The following is a 16107-nucleotide window of genomic DNA, read 5'->3' on the forward strand; positions in this document are numbered from 1 at the left end:
GAATGTACATGCATTGTTAGGGGAAGGGGGAGTATGTTGATAGAATTTCGTAATGTAAATAAATATTATGGTAACTTTCAAGTTTTGAAAAATATTAATGTGCAAGTGAAAAAAGGCGAAGTGGTAGTAGTTGTCGGGCCTTCAGGATCAGGAAAAAGTACATTGCTTCGATGTATAAATCAATTAGAGGCAATTACAGATGGAGAATTAATTGTACAAAATACAGAGGTACACAATAAAAAAACGGACATGAATGAATTGCGGCGAAATATTGGGATGGTCTTTCAACATTTTTATTTATATCCACATAAAACGGTTCTTCAAAATATTACATTAGCACCGATTAAAGTAAATAAAGTTTCCAAAGAAGAAGCAGAGAAAACAGCAATGTTTTATTTAGAGAAAGTAGGAATCCCGGAGAAGGCTAACGTATATCCACATCAATTATCCGGAGGACAACAGCAACGGGTGGCAATTGCTAGAGGACTTGCAATGCAGCCGGAAATTATGCTATTCGATGAGCCTACGTCTGCTCTTGATCCAGAGATGATTGGAGAGGTACTTGATGTTATGAAAGCACTGGCTAAAGAAGGGATGACAATGGTCGTTGTCACGCATGAAATGGGATTTGCTAGAGAGGTAGCAGATAGGATCTTATTTATGGATGATGGTCAAATTATTGAAGATACAACACCGGCGCACTTTTTTGCAAATCCTGAACAAGAAAGAGCTCGTTTATTTTTAAGTCGGGTGCTAAATCATTAGAGGAGGAATTTCATGCTTAAAATGAAAAAATTATTTACTTTAATCGTATTTTCATGTTTATTTGTGCTTGTTGTTGCTGGTTGCGGAAGTAAGAAAGATGAGGCAAAGGAAACAAATACGAAGCAAGGCGGGGCTGTTGAGCAAATTAAGAAACGAGGGAAATTAGTAGTTGGGGTGAAGAATGATACGAATTTATTTGGATTAAAAAATCCTTCAACAGGGCAGGTAGAAGGATTCGATGTTGATGTCGCGAAGGCACTTGCGAAAAAGATTCTTGGAGATGAAAAGAAGCTAGAGCTGAAAGAAGTAACGTCTAAAACACGTATTCCAATGCTGAAAAATGGTGATATTGATGCAATTATTGCAACAATGACAATTACGGAAGAACGCAAAAAAGAAGTGGATTTTTCAGATGTATATTTTAAAGCAGGACAATCGTTACTTGTGAAAAAAGGAAGCAATATTAAGAGTGTCGATGATATAAAACAAGGCGTTAAAGTATTAGCTGTAAAAGGGTCAACATCTACAAATAACATTCGTCAAAAGTCACCAGAAGCGACTGTATTAGAGTTTGAAAATTATAGTGAGGCATTTACAGCGTTAAAGGCAGGTAAAGGTGATGTGTTAACGACAGATAATGCGATCCTTTACGGAATGGCAAAACAAGATTCTAATTATGAAGTAGTAGGAAAAATTTTCACAGATGAACCGTATGGAATTGCAGTGCAAAAAGGGGCAGATGATTTAACGAAAGAGATTAATACTTTAATTAAAGACATGAAAGCAAGCGGAGAGTATGACAAATTATATGAGAAATGGATTGGACAAAAACCAGAAAAGTAGATAGTAAAAGTGAGAGGATGAGAGTACTCATCCTCTTCTTGTAAAGAAAGAGGGGAGAATATGTGCCTGATTTTTCTATATTAACGAATAACATTGATATGTATTTAGAAGGATTTAAATATACAGTTATGTCTAGTGTAATTGCATTGATAGGTAGTTTTATTTTAGGAGTAATTTTGGCAGTAATGCGTATTGCACCTATTCGTATTTTAAATTGGATAGGATCAGCTTTTGTGGAGTTTGTAAGAAATATTCCACTCGTATTAATTGCATTTATATTCTATTTTGCTTTACCTGTAATAGGAATTACTTTAAATGGTTTTGTAGCAGGAACAGTTACGCTTACGGTATATACGGCAGCTTTTATTGCAGAAGTAATTCGCGCTGGTATTTTATCAGTTGCGAAAGGGCAGATGGAAGCTGCTCGCTCTTCAGGGCTAACGTATGTGCAGGCGATGTATTATGTTGTCTTACCCCAAGCAGTGAAAATTGTAATTCCCCCTTTAGGAAACCAGTTTCTCAATTTAGTTAAAAACTCCTCAATACTTGGAATTATTGCTGGTGCTGATTTAATGTATCAAGGAGATTTAATTTCAACGAAGACGTTTGTTACGTTTGATGTTTATATATTTGTCGGGATGTTTTATTTAATATTAACAATTCCGCTCAGTATGCTAGTGCGTTATTTAGAAAAACGCTTGGCAAAGGAGGCGGTGTAAATGGATTTCAAGGGAGCAATTACAGGAGATCATATTCTATTTTTATTAAAAGGATTACTTATAACATTAGAGGTAGCGCTCATAGCAATTGTACTTAGTTTTATTATTGGAAGTGTAATCGGTATATTGCGCTACACGAAAATACCTGTCGTCTCACAAATATTAGGAGTTATAGTTGAAGTGATTCGAAACTTACCACTACTGTTAATTATATTTTTCACGTATTTTGCACTTCCAGAAGCAGGCTTGAAATTAGAAATTATAACAGCTGCAATTGTTGCTTTAACAATATTTGAGGCAGCAATGATATCTGAAATTGTTAGAAGTGGTTTATTGTCTATTGAAAAAGGGCAGGTTGAAGCCGCAAGATCTTCGGGATTAACTTATGTGCAAGCGCTTTGGCATATTATTTTGCCACAAGCATTAAGGAGAATGGTTCCGCCGCTTGTCAGTCAATTTATTTCATTGCTGAAGGATACGTCGCTAGCGGTTGTTATATCACTCCCTGAGCTTATGCATAATGCTCAAATTATTAGCGGGCAAAATGTGAATTACATGATTCCAACATTTATATTAGTAGCTTGTATGTACTTTATCGTAAATTATAGTTTATCAATTTTATCGAGAAGATTAGAACTTCGTTGACTCTTACAATATATGTAAGGGTTTTTTCCTTGTTTCTCCTTATTTTCCTCTAAATAGAATCTAAATCTTGCGATAATTCGATTTTTATATTATTTTATCAGAAAAGTTTTAATTTTATATAGAAAATGTAATCGCTTTCGTGTATATTTTTATTATCAGAAAATTTTAATAAGATATAGGGGTATTGGTAGGGGGAGGATTTAGATGCAGCAACCAACGAATGAGAAATTACATCGTACGATGAAGAGTAGACATTTATTTATGATCGCACTTGGTGGTGTAATCGGAACTGGTTTCTTCTTAGGTTCAGGTTACACCATTAATCAGGCTGGACCAGGGGGAGCCATCCTTTCATATTTAGTAGGCGGATTTATTATGTATTTAACAATGCTTTGTCTTGGAGAGTTAACGGTAGCAATGCCAGTTTCAGGTTCTTTCCAAAAGTATGCAACGAAGTTTATTGGACCAGGAACGGGCTTTATGATTGGCTGGTTATACTGGCTTGGCTGGGCAGTAACAGTGGGTCTAGAATTAACGTCAATAGGTTTAATGATGAAAAGATGGTTTCCAAATGTTGATGTTTGGGTATGGTGCCTTGTATTCGGTGTTATTTTATATGCTTCAAACGCAATTTCGGCAAAAAGTTATGCTGAATTAGAATTTTGGTTTTCTAGTATTAAAGTAGTTACCATTCTTGCCTTTGTTGTTCTTGGTGGTAGTGCATTATTAGGGTTTATATCATATGACGGAAAAGAAGCAGCACCTCTTTTCTCTAACTTTGTAAGCGATGGTGGATTATTTCCGAATGGACTAGCTGCCGTATTACTTACGATGATTACAGTTAACTTCTCGTTCCAAGGAACAGAGTTAATCGGGATTGCAGCGGGAGAAAGTGAAAATCCAGAAAAAACAATTCCACGCGCGATCCGTAATACAGTATGGCGCATTATGTTATTCTTCATTTTAACAATGACGATTTTAGTAGGGTTAATTTCTTGGAAAGAAGCTGGTGTAATTGAAAGTCCATTCGTAGTCGTATTTGATAAAATCGGTATTCCGTATGCAGCTGATATTATGAATTTCGTTATTATTACAGCGTTACTATCTGTAGCGAATTCAGGATTATATGCGGCAACTCGTATACTATGGTCACTTGCAAATGAAGGAATGGCACCAAAGTCTTTCCAAAAAGTAAATAAACGTGGTATTCCAATTACAGCGTTAGTTGTAACAATTGCTGTAGCTGCTTTATCTTTATTAACAAGCTTCCTTGCAGAAGATACAGTATACATGTACTTATTATCTATAGCTGGTTTATCAGCTGTTTCAAGTTGGATCATTATTGCTTTATCGCAACTTCGCTTTAGAAGTCAGTATATAAAAGGCGGAGGAAAGTTAGAGGACTTAAAGTATAGAACACCACTATACCCAATCGTTCCAATTTTAGCTTTAATTACAAATAGTATCGTTGTTATTAGTTTAGCGTTTATTCCAGAACAAAGAATGGCGTTATACTGTGGTATTCCATATATCATTTTCTGCTATATATATTATTATATTAGTAAGAAACGGCAGAAACCGATGAAAGTGGAGATGGAAAAAACAAATGAAACTAACAATCAAACACGATGATATAGAAGCAGATTTATCGTATGGTCAATTAGCGATTGGAAAAGAAAACGGTTATTCACCGTTACAATTACTCGTTTCTTCTATCGCAGGGTGTAGTGCAATTGTCTTTCGAACGATTTTAGAAAAGAAACGTATTCCATACGATACGTTTACAATCGAAACTGAAATTGGTAGAAGTGAAGCGTTATCGAAGCCAGTTGAAAGTGTTCATTTGCACTATAAAATTAAAGCGCAAAATATTACAGAAGAGCAGCTGGACAAGGCGCTGCAACTTGCAGTGAAAAATTGTACGATTGTTCAATCTGTAAAAGATAGTATAAAGGTTACGGAAACAATTGAACTAATAAAATGAAACATAAAAACGTGAGAATACGGCTCTCACGTTTTTATGTTTTTAATAAAGGGGGAAATATGATGGAATGTTTAGGGTGTAAATTAGCAGGCGGAGAGGAAATTATATATATAATATATGAAGATGATTATGTAACTTGCTTTTTAGATCATGCGCCTTTCTACCCAGGACATACTTTAATTGTGCCAAAGCAACATGTTGTAGAAGTAGATGAATTAAATGATGTTGTAGCAAAATCCGTTATGGATGCTTCTAAGCTTATTGCAAAAGCGATTAAGATAGTATATAAACCTGACGGAGTTACAGTTTGTCAAAATGGTGGAGTATTTAACGAGTTAACACATTATCATATGCATGTCGTACCAAGATATAAAGAGCGTTCGTTTGCTGAGTTTTATATGGTACAACCAGGAGAGAAGCAGAATCATAACTTGGAAGAGACACAGAATTTGTTAAAAGAAGCGATAGAGCATATGCTGCTTACTGAAAAGACGTAGCGGTCAGGAAAATTCTAATATTAAAAAGCCCAATTTCTCAGTTAAAATAGAGAAATTGGGCTTTTGTTTATTCTATTATTAAATTTTATACATAAAAAGATTTTGCAGTGTCACAAAGTATAGCGCTTATTCGTTATATAGAGTGAGAGGAGGAATTATATGAAAGTTACAAACAACGATTATGAAAAGATGGAAGAGCTATATGAGTTGTATGAACAAAAGATTTATTATGTAGCGTATTCTATTTTAAATAATATTCAACAGGCTGAAGATGCGGTTCAAGAGACGTTTATTACTCTTTATAAGAACTTGGAAAAGCTCCATAGCTTGGCTACTCAAGAGCTTAAACGCTACATTTTGAGGGTCGCGAAAAACAAGGCGATTGATAGTTACCGGAAAAACAAACGACATGAAACATTTTTAGAAGAATATGAAAGAGAATCTGTAGAAGCAGTAGATGAAAATATTGAAGAGTGGGAAAAACGTAAAATGTCTGAGGTTCAAATTGATGCATTGCTAAAAGAGTTAAACGAATCTAATAGACAGGTGTTTAAGTACAAAGTCTTCTATAACTTAACGTATCAAGAAATTTCAAGTGTCATGGGGATAACCGAGGCAAATGTCCGCAAGCAGTTTGAACGCGCTCGAAAACGAGTCCAAAATATGATAGGAGGTATACAACATGACGAATTCAAAGAACTCCAAAGAAATATATGAACTTGCTGAAAAAATTGCTTTAGATGATTTTGATAAACTTGAAGAACAACATGAATTTTCACATACATATACGCGCAAAAAGAAATTGTTTATGGAGGAAATGAAGCCGCAAAATGGACAACCGCTGAAAAAGCGTAAAAGACATCGTATGTTAATCGCTGCTGCTTGCTTATTGATCGGCATGCCGACAACCGTTTTTGGAGCAGTAAAAGTCTATAATATGATTGTTCAAAAACAAAATTATGAAGTAAATGTGTCGGTAACAAATAAGGACACGAAAAAGGCTGATAAGTGGTATAAGCTGAAAATTGATAAATTACCAGAAAATATGGAAGCAATTGATGACTCTGCTATGAAATATTCATTTAAAGATAACGACGCAAATGGAGGCTTTTCATTTAGTCTTTGGAGAGTAGGGGAAAATGCGGACTTTCAAACTTTATATTCAAAAAGCTACGAAGAAAAAGAGATAGGTGGCAAGAAAGCAGTAATTGTTCATAAAGAAACTGGAAACAACAATGTAATGTTTGATAGGAAGGTCTTTCTCTTTTTTGAGAAAGAAGGGATTATGTTAGAAAGTTTTATTGGATCAGATATAAATGAAGAACAAATGATAGATGTCTTAGGGAATATTTCACTTGAGCCCACGTCAAAAGAAAAGGCATCACATATATCAAATTATGATAAAAAGTATTTTAGCCAAGCAGATGAACCTAAAAAATCTAAAGTGATTCCTTTGAAAAAAGATAGCAAACGACTATTTCATATAGGGCAAAAGGTTCCAGTAACGATATCTATGGATAACAGCCAAATTGAATATGTGATAGAAAAAGTTGAAGTTTTTGATTCGATTAAAGATTTTAAACAAGAGAACTTTAATGAACTTGGCCTAGGGATATTAAGCAAGAAGAAGGCTTTAGATCAGACGGGAAAATTACTATCATACAGACGAGATGAATATAAATTAGGGAATGGTAAAGATTCAATTGATACATTAGTAGATTCGAAATTAGTTAATGTTAAATTTGTCTACTTAACAACAACAGTGAAAAATATTGGCAAAAAGTCGACAGAAGAAATCTATATGCATCCATCCATAAAACAGCTTAAATTTGAAGGGAATGCATGGAAATACGCTAAAGAAGAGGGGATGGACGCAACGCGTATTATGACAGGTGAAGTTGATTATTTAGAACCTCACGGAGATGGAAAAAGTTTTTACAATATTGGCAGTATCACACCAGGAGAAACGGTAAAAGTTAATTTAGGTTATTTTGTAGATGAAGATAAATTAGATTCAATCTTTTTGGATGCTTTCAATTACAGAGGGATTGGTGACACTGAAAATATGAATTCGAAAAATCGTTGGTGGTTTGATATTCGTCAATAATAAAACAATAGGAACAACAGGACAAAGAAGCTGCTTATATTTAGCAGCTTTTTTCGTCTTCATACATATGTAAAACTTCTTTCGCACGCATACGTAAACCATCTATCAATTCTGTCGGTTCTAAAACTTTTGCATCTTTTCCGAGTCTATAAAATAAAGGGGTAATAAAATTGATTTCTCCTTTATCAATTGTTGAATGTATATATCCTGTCCCGTTTTCGTTTGTTACAACGAATTCTTCAAGGTAAGGCACGCTTTTACATTGGCGTACGCCTTCTGGTGTCAGTAAAACATGTAACTGAGTAGGGATGTGTACTACGTTAGAGTTAGAGGAAAACCACTCTTCTAAATTCATGAATGTATCCTCATTTTCTTTCGTTGATAATATAGAAAGAATACGATCGATGCGATACAGTAATACTTTTTTCCTGTCATAGTCATAGGACGGTAAGTACCATAGCCCGTCATGAGCATATACACCGATAGGATGAACATGTTTTGTTTTTATCCCCGTTTTAGATTCGTATTGAAAGTGTAAATTTTTATTTTCAATAGCCGCTGTTAACACTTCGTTTAAAAGTGGTGTATCAATTGTTCTCTTTGGATTCCAAAAGGCGATATAAGAACGTATTTTGTCAACTTTCGCTTTCGCATCATGTTGTAGGGAGCTATATAGTTTATGTGTAACGGAATTTATTTCTGTGTTAAAAGGTAAGTCTCTGTAGTAGCTTAAAGATTGAAAGGCAAAAAAGATGGAGACTGCTTCTTCTTCGGTAAATAAAATAGGTGGAATTACTCTATTCGTTAATACTTTATATCCTCCGTTGCGACCTTGTTCAGCGTAAATGGGTAATCCCATATCACTTAAATCTAAAATGTATCTATGGACAGTACGAACAGAAATATTAAATTCATCAGCTATTTCTTGCGCTGTAAATGCTTTTTTCGCAGAAGCAAATATAAGAATATCTAATAAGCGTTTAGCTTTTGACAAATGTATCACCTTTTTTCTTTTTAAACATGACATAAATTGTCGTGTTTTATTGTTAGTATATTGTTTACAGCATAATGTTATCAAGATGAGATGTAAGGAGGAAAAAATATGTCACGTGAAATAGTTTTATTTATTGCGGCGAGCTTAGATGGATATATTGCGAAAGAAGATGATGATTTACAGTGGTTAATGGAAACCGAAGGGGAGGGAGATAACGGTTATACAGAAATGTACGAAACGATTGATACAATAATTATGGGAAAAAGAACGTACAATTATGTAGTAGAGCATACAGAAACATTCCCGTACTTAGATAAAAAATGTTATGTTTTTTCTAATTCGGAAAAAGGTTCAAACGGAAACGTGGAGTTTGTAAATGAAGATGTAGTAGAGTTTACAAAAAGGTTAAAATCGCAAGAAGGATCTAAAATATGGATGGTCGGTGGAGGGAATCTACTGAGAGAATTCTTTAAGAATAATCTAATTGATGAATATGTTGTCACGATTACCCCTCACATATTAGGTTCTGGAGTTCCGTTATTTCAAGATAAGAATCCGGAAATTAATTTAACTTTAACGGATACGAAACGTTTTGGGCAATTTGTAAATTTATATTATAAAGTAAAATGATAAAGAAACACGACTACTGATGGTAGTCGTGTTTCTTTATAGATGGCAATGAAATGATAAAGCAAGACCCGTAATCGACTTCGCTCGTTACAGTAATATTTCCGTCGTGTAGTTCTACAATTTCTTTTACGATAGATAGCCCTAAACCAGTTCCGCCTGTAGATCGTGTTCTTGCTTTATCGACACGGTAAAAGCGGTCAAAAATGTGAGGGAGGTCTTCAGGTGGAATACCTTCGCCTTCATCTTCAATTGTAATGGAGATACGTTTATGTTCTTCTGTAATAGAAATGTTTATATGAGAATGTTCTTTTGAATGTCTATAAGCGTTATTTAAAATGTTTACTATAACTTGTTCAAATCGCTGTTCATCTAAGTTTACTAGCAGTGTAGGAGGACAAGAGAAAGAAACCTTAATATATCTTTCTTTATACATGGCGTTTACTTTTTCAGCTATGCGAGTAAAGAAGGTGTGTAAATGCACTTCCTTTACTTGAATAGAAAAGTTATGTTGTTCCATTTGTGCAAGTGAAAATAAATCTTGAACTAAGTTTGTAATGTAATCAGACTCATCTTTTATAATAGATAAATATCGTAAACGTTGCTCAGGAGAGGTGCTTTCTTTTAATGCAATGTCTGCATAACCTCTTACGTATGTTAACGGTGTTCGTAATTCGTGAGCAACACTTGCTAGAAATTCACTTCGCTCTGTTTTCATATAATGTAGATCATTTGCGAGCGTCTGGATAGATGATGCTAGTTCACCAATTTCATCATTTCGAGTAGTTGTTAATGAAACGGACAAATCACCTTTACTCATTTTTTCAGTGGCATGTTTCATGTGTAACAATGGTTTTGTTAATAATCGAGATAATAGAAAAATGGTGATGACTGTTAGTAGGAATGTGATGATACCGGCAATAATGAATTGTTTCGTTAACCCATTAACCAGCTCTTCAATTGATTCTGTTCCAAGAAACATGTACACATAGCCTTCATGTTTTCCATCTACTACAATGGGGCTAACTGTACATATATAATTAGATGTTTTCCAATGATTTTCTATAATCGCTCCGTTATGGTCTGTTCGAGTTTGCATTTTACTAATATGATCGTTTATAGTCGTGTTTATTTCGTTAGATTTAGCTAGTATTTCTTTATTTGCATTTGTAATAACGACAGTTGTTTCAGCTTCAGATTCCATTAATGCTACGTGAGAGATGGTTTGCTCATCGTAATATTTTTCAAGTACATCTCGATGACTATTTCCTCGCTTTAATAAAGCTGTCATTTCTTCATTTACTCTAGTGTTTACAAGACTATAATAGAGCAAAATAAAGAGAACACTTTCAATTAAAAGTGTAACAATTAAAAAATAAAATCCGAATTGAATTGAAATTCGTTTCATCGTTTTGCCCCTTACTGTTCAGTATCAATCCATCGATAACCTACTCCATACACGGTTTTTAAATGATGATCAATAGGGAAATTTGCTTTTCGCAATTTATCACGTAAATTACGAATATGTGAATCGACTGTGCGATCTTCTGTATTTGTGTTTAACCCCCAAATTCGTTCGATGAGCTGATCACGGTTTAATACGTAGTTCACATGGCGTAAAAATAATCCGAGTAAAGAAAATTCAATTGGTGTGAGAAGGAGTTCTTCACTATGGACAGAAACGAAGTGTTTTGTTTCATCCCATACAATACCGTGATATTGGATTTGTTTATGTTCATTTGTACGTCTTAAAACGGCTTCAATTCTTGCGAAAAGTTCTTCTTCATGGAAAGGTTTCGTTACGTAATCATCGGCTCCAAGTTTTAATCCTTGAACGACATCTACTGTTTGATCACGAGCTGTAACCATAATAATAGGAATGTTACTAAAAGATCGGATTTTTTTGCACGTTTCCCATCCGTCCATCTTTGGCATCATAATATCGAGTAAAACAAATTTAAAGTTTCGATTTTCTATATGTAAAATAGCTTCTTCTCCTGAAGTCGCACATACGCAGTTATATCCAATTGGTGTAAGATAAAGCGTTAATAATTCAAGCATTCTCGGTTCATCGTCTACGAGCAGTATATCAATCATAGAGAGCCCTCCATATTTATAATCGTTACTTAAAGTGTAATGCAAAATCATGAAGAAATGGTGCAGATTATGATGCGTCTGCATAATTTCTTCAGAATTGCTTGTTATTGTGGAGTTGAAATTACATTTTAGGTAATCATATTGGCTCAAAAATGATTAATACGGAGGCGGTATAGTGAAAAAAATGACCCGAATTTTTGGGATAACAATAATTACAGCAGTTGGTCTTACTGCATGCGGACAAACGAATACAGACCATAAAAACCATGAATCTACAAAAGAGAAGAAAACAGAGCAAAAGGAAATGAAAATGAATCAGGAGGTAACGGCGCCAAAAGAAATGAACCAAGGTGCATCTAATGATTTATTAACGACAAGTTTAAAAAATGTAACGAGATTAAACACAAATGATCCTTCGCAAATGGCAGTATTAACTTCGCAAACGATATGGCCAGCAACTCATAAGGAGAACCAGCCAGGTGCTGTTATTTTAGTACCAGCAAGCGAGTGGCAATTAGGTATTGCGAGTGCAGATCTTATTCATCATCCGAATAACGGGCCGATTTTATTTATAGAAAAAGAAAAGATACCGGAAATGACGTTAAAAGAAATAAAACGATTAAATCCAATCGGAACGAAAGATGGAACACAAATTATGGTGATGGGAGATGTAGGTACTAGCGCGCTTGAACAATTAAAAGGTTATAAAGTAAAACAAATAAAAGAAACGGACCCAGCTATATTTGCGAAGGATGTTGATAAGGAGTATGCCGATATAACAGGAAGCTACCCAAATAGTGTTATTATCGGTTCGTCTGCAGAAGAAGGACGTTTATATACAACCCCCGCTGTAAATTGGATTTCTCATATGCCGGAACCACTACTCTATACAGAAAAGAATAAAGTGCCAGAAGCGACAATAGAGGCATTAAAAATGAGAAAAGATAAAGCAAATATATATGTATTAGGGCCAGAAAAAATTGTTTCAAAAGAAGTAGAAAAAGAGCTAAGCAAATACGGGAAAGTAACGCGTATTAGTGGAGAGACCCCTACAGAAAACTCGATTGCGTTCGCTAAATTTAAAGATGAAAAAACAAAATTTGGCTGGGGATTCACAAAACCTGGTCACGGTTTATCATTTGTTTCAAGTAAAACACCAGATTTAGCAGTTGCTGGGGCACCTTTTTCACATATGGGTAAACATGCACCTGTTGTATTATTAGAAGAAGGTAAAGCTTCCCAACCAGTGTATGACTTCCTTGCAAGCATTCAGCCGAAGTTTAAAGATGATCCAACACTTGGACCATATAATCACGGTTTCTTATTAGGAAGTACGAGTGATATTTCATTTGAAACACAAGGAATACTAGATGAGAGGTTAGAAATTGTTCAGGAAAGTAGTCAAGGACACGGTGGACATTAATGAAATGAGCAAAGACGCTACTGATATAGCGTCTTTTTCTTTAGGAAACTTTTACATAGTAAAAAATCTTCTACTCGTTATATAATAGCTTTCGTGCAGTCGGCTAGATTTTCTTATGGAGAAAATCAAATGATAAAGGAGTAGAGGAGTGGTATTTTGTTTCAAACGATAAAAAATGATTGGTTTTCTAATGTGAGAGGGGACGTGTTATCAGGAATTGTCGTTGCTTTAGCATTAATCCCTGAAGCGATAGCCTTCTCTGTTATTGCAGGCGTGGATCCAACAGTTGGACTATACGCAGCCTTTTGTATTGCAGTTACCATTTCATTTGTTGGCGGAAGAACTGGGATGATTTCAGCTGCAACAGGTGCAATGGCATTATTAATGGTAACGCTTGTTAAAGATCATGGTTTCAATCGGAACGTTTGATTGGAACTCTGTAACAACAATTCATAAAGTACCAAAAGGAAACGCATTTGTTATGATCGTAACAGTTGTGATTGTCCTAATTACACATAATTTAGCATTAGGTGTAATTATCGGAACAGTAATTAGTGCGGTGTTATTTGCATTCAATATGGCAAAGATTCACGTGAAACATTTATATATTGAAAATAAGAAAATATACGAAATTCACGGTCAACTTTTCTTTGTAGCTACAGCCGATTTCATAAATAATTTTTCATTTAAAGAAGATGTAAAAGGAATTGAAATGAATTTTACTCATGCGCACGTATGGGATGATTCAGCAGTGGCATCAATTGATAAAGTTATCATGAAGTATGAACAAAGTGGTGTGAAAGTAACTATAACAGGATTAAATGAACGTAGTTCAAAACTTGTTGCAAATTTAGCGACTTATAATAAAAGAATTGCTAGTTAAAAGCCTCCTTTTTAGGGGGCTTTATTATATAATACGAGTAGGATAACGAAAAGGGGATTCAGCATATGTACAAACAAATTATATTAGCATGTGACGGTTCTGAACATGCACTTCGAGCAGCAGAGCATGCAACATATATTGCGAAATGTAGCGAAGAAACAAATGTTGAAGTTGTGTACGTAGTAGATAATAGAACGGCAAAATCAGATATTATACAAGGTCAAACAGATTTAGAAACAATATCGGCTAGTCGAAAAGATAAATTAAAAGAGATTGAAGGTTTATTAAAGAAAGAGAACATTTCTTATACAATTACGATATTACATGGTGATCCTGGAGATACAATTGTTCAATATGTAAATACAGGAGATATAGATCTTGTCATTGCTGGAAGTAGAGGGCTCAATACACTGCAAGAAATGGTGCTTGGAAGTGTAAGTCATAAAATAGCAAAACGAGTGAAATGTCCGGTGATGATTGTAAAATGAAATAGAATGTAACGAAGACCTTAGTATAACTGAGGTCTTTTTTTATGTATAAATGACTCTTATTTGTGGAAATACTAGATATATAAGTTGAAAAGATGTTAACTTACAAATTTGTAAGTTAGTTGTTAGAGAAATCGATGTTATGAGATTTTTCCCATTGGTAAAATAAAAGTATCAAAGGGGAGATAGGGAGGATGGAAGTAATGAAATCATTTCAAAATTTGTCATATAGTCAAGGGGTAAGCTTAATTTGTCTAGGGGGATTTGCTGCATCTGTTACGTTAGCTGTTTTAATAAAGGTGTTTCATCAAATCTTTTAATTTTATAGTAGGGAAGGAATTGGTTGTTATCATTAGTAGGAACAGCAATGAAAATAAAAAATAGCTCTTAGCATGTATGTAAATGCTAAGAGCTATTTTTATGCTTGTTATATGTTATTTAAGCTTGCTTTTGTTTTACTGACCCTGTATTTAAAGTAAGAGCAAGGAAGAACATTGCAAGTACGCAAGATGCAAGTAATAAGATGAATCCGCCATCCCATCCGAATGCATCTACGATAAAGCCCATAGCTGCACTAGCGAAAGCAGCTCCGCCTAAGTAACCGAAGAATCCAGTTAAGCCTGCTGCAGTTCCAGCAGCTTTCTTTGGTGCTAAGTCTAGAGCGTGTAGACCAATTAACATAACCGGTCCGTAAATTAAAAATCCAATTGCGACAAGTGCGATACTATCAACCATTGGATTACCAGGAGGGTTTAACCAGTAAACAAGAACTGCGATAAATACACCGACCATAAATAGAATACCAGCAGGTGCACGACGTCCTTTAAATAGTTTATCACTCATCCATCCGCAAAGAAGTGTACCTGGAATACCAGCCCATTCATATAGAGCGTAAGCAGTACGTGAGCTACTATGAGTAAAGCTTTTTTCTTCTACTAAATAAGTAGGAGCCCAGTCTACAACGCCGTAACGTACGAAATATACGAAAACGTTCGCAATAGCGATGTACCATAAAAACTTATTGTTTAATACGTATTTAAATAAAATTTCCTTTACTGAAAGCTCGCGTTCGCGGTCTTTTACTTTTTCATCTGGTGGATATTCTCCAGTATGTTCTTCAATAGAAGGTAGTCCACAAGATTGAGGCGTATCTTTCATCGTAATTAATACATAAATACCAACTAAAATTGAAAGAATACCTGGGAAGTAAAAAATACTTTTCCAGTCATCTGCGAAGAAGTATAAGCCTAATGTTACAAGTGAAGGCATAAGCGCTCCGCCAACATTATGAGCGACGTTCCAAATAGACATTTTTGTACCACGTTCGCTAATAGAGAACCAGTGAACCATCGTACGACCACAAGGAGGCCACCCCATACCTTGTACCCATCCATTTAAAAACTGAAGTACAAACATAAGTATAATGCTCGTTGTAATGAAAGAAAATGAGCCGAAAATAATATTAATGATACCTGATAAAAATAGCCCAGCTGCTAAAAAGTAGCGAGGATTACAACGATCGGATACGATACCCATAAGAAATTTACTTAATCCGTAAGCGATAGAAACTGCTGAAAGGATAACCCCAAGTTCCCCTTTACTAAAGCCTTGCTCGATTAAGTATGGCATTGCTAGTGAAAAGTTTTTTCGAACAAAGTAGTAACCTGCATAACCGATGAAGATACCTAAGAATACTTGTAAACGTAATTTACGGTATTCGCTATCAACGCGATCAGCTGGTAAGCGTTCCGCGTGGGGCGCAGGTTTAAATAATTGTGTGAAAAACATAAAATGAAAATCCTCCCCTAATTAATTCGAAGCGTTTTAAGACAGAGAACATAAAAAGGCCATGAAATATAAAAAAGTTTCCTTTTTTATGATTCATAGCCGTGTACTCCGTTTCTCCGTGACTGTCAATATTAACTTCGTCGAAAATTATACAACTTTGTGACAAAAATGTAAACGTTTTTATGAATAAAAGTATTGACGGATTTTGTTCGTGGGATTAATATTTAAATACATTAAATATTTTATT

At 34.8% G+C, this 16107-nt stretch carries 17 protein-coding genes and 1 pseudogene; 14 read left to right on the forward strand and 4 right to left on the reverse strand.

The genetic code is table 11. The annotated features are described in order from the left end of the window. The first annotated feature begins 33 nt into the window (after positions 1-33). From ACS2CR_RS11200 to ACS2CR_RS11240, 9 genes are all read left to right on the forward strand, one after another. Positions 34-765, forward strand: coding sequence for an amino acid ABC transporter ATP-binding protein (locus ACS2CR_RS11200; protein WP_050552230.1), 732 nt, complete (start codon positions 34-36; stop codon positions 763-765). Between the two features lie 12 nt (positions 766-777). Further along, entirely contained in the window at positions 778-1608 is an 831-nt protein-coding gene (glnH, locus tag ACS2CR_RS11205) for a glutamine ABC transporter substrate-binding protein GlnH (protein ID WP_000916491.1), read from the forward strand. Positions 1609-1670: 62 nt separating this feature from the next. After that, the gene (locus tag ACS2CR_RS11210; protein WP_001112667.1) at positions 1671-2327 is read left to right on the forward strand and encodes an amino acid ABC transporter permease; all 657 of its coding nucleotides are present in this window, start codon (positions 1671-1673) and stop codon (positions 2325-2327) included. Further along, complete coding sequence (locus ACS2CR_RS11215) at positions 2328-2972, forward strand: amino acid ABC transporter permease (protein ID WP_000345955.1); 645 nt, start codon at positions 2328-2330, stop codon at positions 2970-2972. Positions 2973-3176: 204 nt separating this feature from the next. Beyond that, positions 3177-4604 (forward strand): amino acid permease, encoded by a 1428-nt coding sequence (locus ACS2CR_RS11220; protein WP_053514419.1) that lies wholly within the window; start codon positions 3177-3179, stop codon positions 4602-4604. After that, on the forward strand, positions 4579-4956 hold the full coding sequence (locus tag ACS2CR_RS11225; RefSeq protein ID WP_000778834.1) for an OsmC family protein: 378 nt from the start codon (positions 4579-4581) through the stop codon (positions 4954-4956). The genes ACS2CR_RS11220 and ACS2CR_RS11225 overlap by 26 nt, the downstream gene beginning before the upstream one ends. A gap of 62 nt (positions 4957-5018) precedes the next feature. Then, positions 5019-5453 carry an HIT family protein gene (locus ACS2CR_RS11230; protein WP_053514420.1) on the forward strand — a complete coding sequence of 145 codons (435 nt, stop codon included), beginning with the start codon at positions 5019-5021 and terminating at the stop codon, positions 5451-5453. Between the two features lie 159 nt (positions 5454-5612). Beyond that, the gene (locus ACS2CR_RS11235; RefSeq protein WP_000869272.1) at positions 5613-6170 is read left to right on the forward strand and encodes an RNA polymerase sigma factor; all 558 of its coding nucleotides are present in this window, start codon (positions 5613-5615) and stop codon (positions 6168-6170) included. Continuing rightward, entirely contained in the window at positions 6136-7560 is a 1425-nt protein-coding gene (locus tag ACS2CR_RS11240; RefSeq protein WP_053514421.1) for a DUF4367 domain-containing protein, read from the forward strand. The genes ACS2CR_RS11235 and ACS2CR_RS11240 overlap by 35 nt, the downstream gene beginning before the upstream one ends. Positions 7561-7600: 40 nt before the next feature. On the opposite strand, the gene ACS2CR_RS11245 is transcribed toward ACS2CR_RS11240, so the two are convergent. Further along, positions 7601-8587 carry a helix-turn-helix transcriptional regulator gene (locus tag ACS2CR_RS11245; protein WP_042991513.1) on the reverse strand — a complete coding sequence of 329 codons (987 nt, stop codon included), beginning with the start codon at positions 8585-8587 and terminating at the stop codon, positions 7601-7603. A gap of 75 nt (positions 8588-8662) precedes the next feature. Here ACS2CR_RS11245 and ACS2CR_RS11250 point away from each other — a divergent pair, with 75 nt between their 5' ends. Continuing rightward, entirely contained in the window at positions 8663-9184 is a 522-nt protein-coding gene (locus ACS2CR_RS11250) for a dihydrofolate reductase family protein (RefSeq protein WP_000085777.1), read from the forward strand. Positions 9185-9197: 13 nt separating this feature from the next. Here the strand turns inward: ACS2CR_RS11250 and ACS2CR_RS11255 are convergent, their stop codons facing one another. Then, entirely contained in the window at positions 9198-10589 is a 1392-nt protein-coding gene (locus ACS2CR_RS11255; protein ID WP_000822522.1) for a sensor histidine kinase, read from the reverse strand. 11 nt (positions 10590-10600) lie between these two features. After that, the gene (locus tag ACS2CR_RS11260; protein ID WP_000565483.1) at positions 10601-11278 is read right to left on the reverse strand and encodes a response regulator transcription factor; all 678 of its coding nucleotides are present in this window, start codon (positions 11276-11278) and stop codon (positions 10601-10603) included. 175 nt (positions 11279-11453) lie between these two features. On the opposite strand from ACS2CR_RS11260, the gene ACS2CR_RS11265 reads away from it, so the two are divergent. The 4 genes and pseudogenes from ACS2CR_RS11265 to ACS2CR_RS11280 all read left to right on the forward strand — a co-directional run bounded on the left by ACS2CR_RS11265 (position 11454) and on the right by ACS2CR_RS11280 (position 14392). Continuing rightward, positions 11454-12701 carry a lipoprotein gene (locus ACS2CR_RS11265; RefSeq protein ID WP_016112149.1) on the forward strand — a complete coding sequence of 416 codons (1248 nt, stop codon included), beginning with the start codon at positions 11454-11456 and terminating at the stop codon, positions 12699-12701. A 156-nt stretch (positions 12702-12857) separates the two neighbouring features. Then, positions 12858-13584 (forward strand): annotated as a pseudogene (locus tag ACS2CR_RS11270) (SulP family inorganic anion transporter). Positions 13585-13649: 65 nt separating this feature from the next. Beyond that, a complete protein-coding gene (locus tag ACS2CR_RS11275; RefSeq protein ID WP_000277999.1) occupies positions 13650-14072 on the forward strand; it encodes a universal stress protein in 423 nt (140 codons plus the stop codon). A 203-nt stretch (positions 14073-14275) separates the two neighbouring features. Beyond that, positions 14276-14392 (forward strand): DUF4027 family protein, encoded by a 117-nt coding sequence (locus tag ACS2CR_RS11280; RefSeq protein ID WP_000834733.1) that lies wholly within the window; start codon positions 14276-14278, stop codon positions 14390-14392. Between the two features lie 118 nt (positions 14393-14510). On the opposite strand, the gene glpT is transcribed toward ACS2CR_RS11280, so the two are convergent. Next, a complete protein-coding gene (gene glpT, locus ACS2CR_RS11285) occupies positions 14511-15860 on the reverse strand; it encodes a glycerol-3-phosphate transporter (protein WP_000466384.1) in 1350 nt (449 codons plus the stop codon). Positions 15861-16107 lie beyond the last annotated feature (247 nt).

The sequence above is a fragment of the Bacillus cereus group sp. BceL291 genome, assembly GCF_051776705.1.
GTDB lineage: Bacteria > Bacillota > Bacilli > Bacillales > Bacillaceae_G > Bacillus_A > Bacillus_A cereus.

What these genes read in the sequence shown, in the direction of transcription:
- ACS2CR_RS11275 (WP_000277999.1), top strand. Translation starts at nt 13,650, where the DNA reads ATGTACAAACAAATTATATTAGCATGTGACGGTTCTGAACATGCACTT.
- glpT (WP_000466384.1), bottom strand. Translation starts at nt 15,860, where the DNA reads ATGTTTTTCACACAATTATTTAAACCTGCGCCCCACGCGGAACGCTTA.
- ACS2CR_RS11215 (WP_000345955.1), top strand. Translation starts at nt 2,328, where the DNA reads ATGGATTTCAAGGGAGCAATTACAGGAGATCATATTCTATTTTTATTA.
- ACS2CR_RS11245 (WP_042991513.1), bottom strand. Translation starts at nt 8,587, where the DNA reads ATGTCATGTTTAAAAAGAAAAAAGGTGATACATTTGTCAAAAGCTAAA.
- ACS2CR_RS11255 (WP_000822522.1), bottom strand. Translation starts at nt 10,589, where the DNA reads ATGAAACGAATTTCAATTCAATTCGGATTTTATTTTTTAATTGTTACA.
- ACS2CR_RS11280 (WP_000834733.1), top strand. Translation starts at nt 14,276, where the DNA reads ATGAAATCATTTCAAAATTTGTCATATAGTCAAGGGGTAAGCTTAATT.
- ACS2CR_RS11240 (WP_053514421.1), top strand. Translation starts at nt 6,136, where the DNA reads ATGACGAATTCAAAGAACTCCAAAGAAATATATGAACTTGCTGAAAAA.
- ACS2CR_RS11225 (WP_000778834.1), top strand. Translation starts at nt 4,579, where the DNA reads ATGAAACTAACAATCAAACACGATGATATAGAAGCAGATTTATCGTAT.
- ACS2CR_RS11230 (WP_053514420.1), top strand. Translation starts at nt 5,019, where the DNA reads ATGGAATGTTTAGGGTGTAAATTAGCAGGCGGAGAGGAAATTATATAT.
- glnH (WP_000916491.1), top strand. Translation starts at nt 778, where the DNA reads ATGCTTAAAATGAAAAAATTATTTACTTTAATCGTATTTTCATGTTTA.
- ACS2CR_RS11250 (WP_000085777.1), top strand. Translation starts at nt 8,663, where the DNA reads ATGTCACGTGAAATAGTTTTATTTATTGCGGCGAGCTTAGATGGATAT.
- ACS2CR_RS11220 (WP_053514419.1), top strand. Translation starts at nt 3,177, where the DNA reads ATGCAGCAACCAACGAATGAGAAATTACATCGTACGATGAAGAGTAGA.
- ACS2CR_RS11235 (WP_000869272.1), top strand. Translation starts at nt 5,613, where the DNA reads ATGAAAGTTACAAACAACGATTATGAAAAGATGGAAGAGCTATATGAG.
- ACS2CR_RS11200 (WP_050552230.1), top strand. Translation starts at nt 34, where the DNA reads ATGTTGATAGAATTTCGTAATGTAAATAAATATTATGGTAACTTTCAA.
- ACS2CR_RS11260 (WP_000565483.1), bottom strand. Translation starts at nt 11,278, where the DNA reads ATGATTGATATACTGCTCGTAGACGATGAACCGAGAATGCTTGAATTA.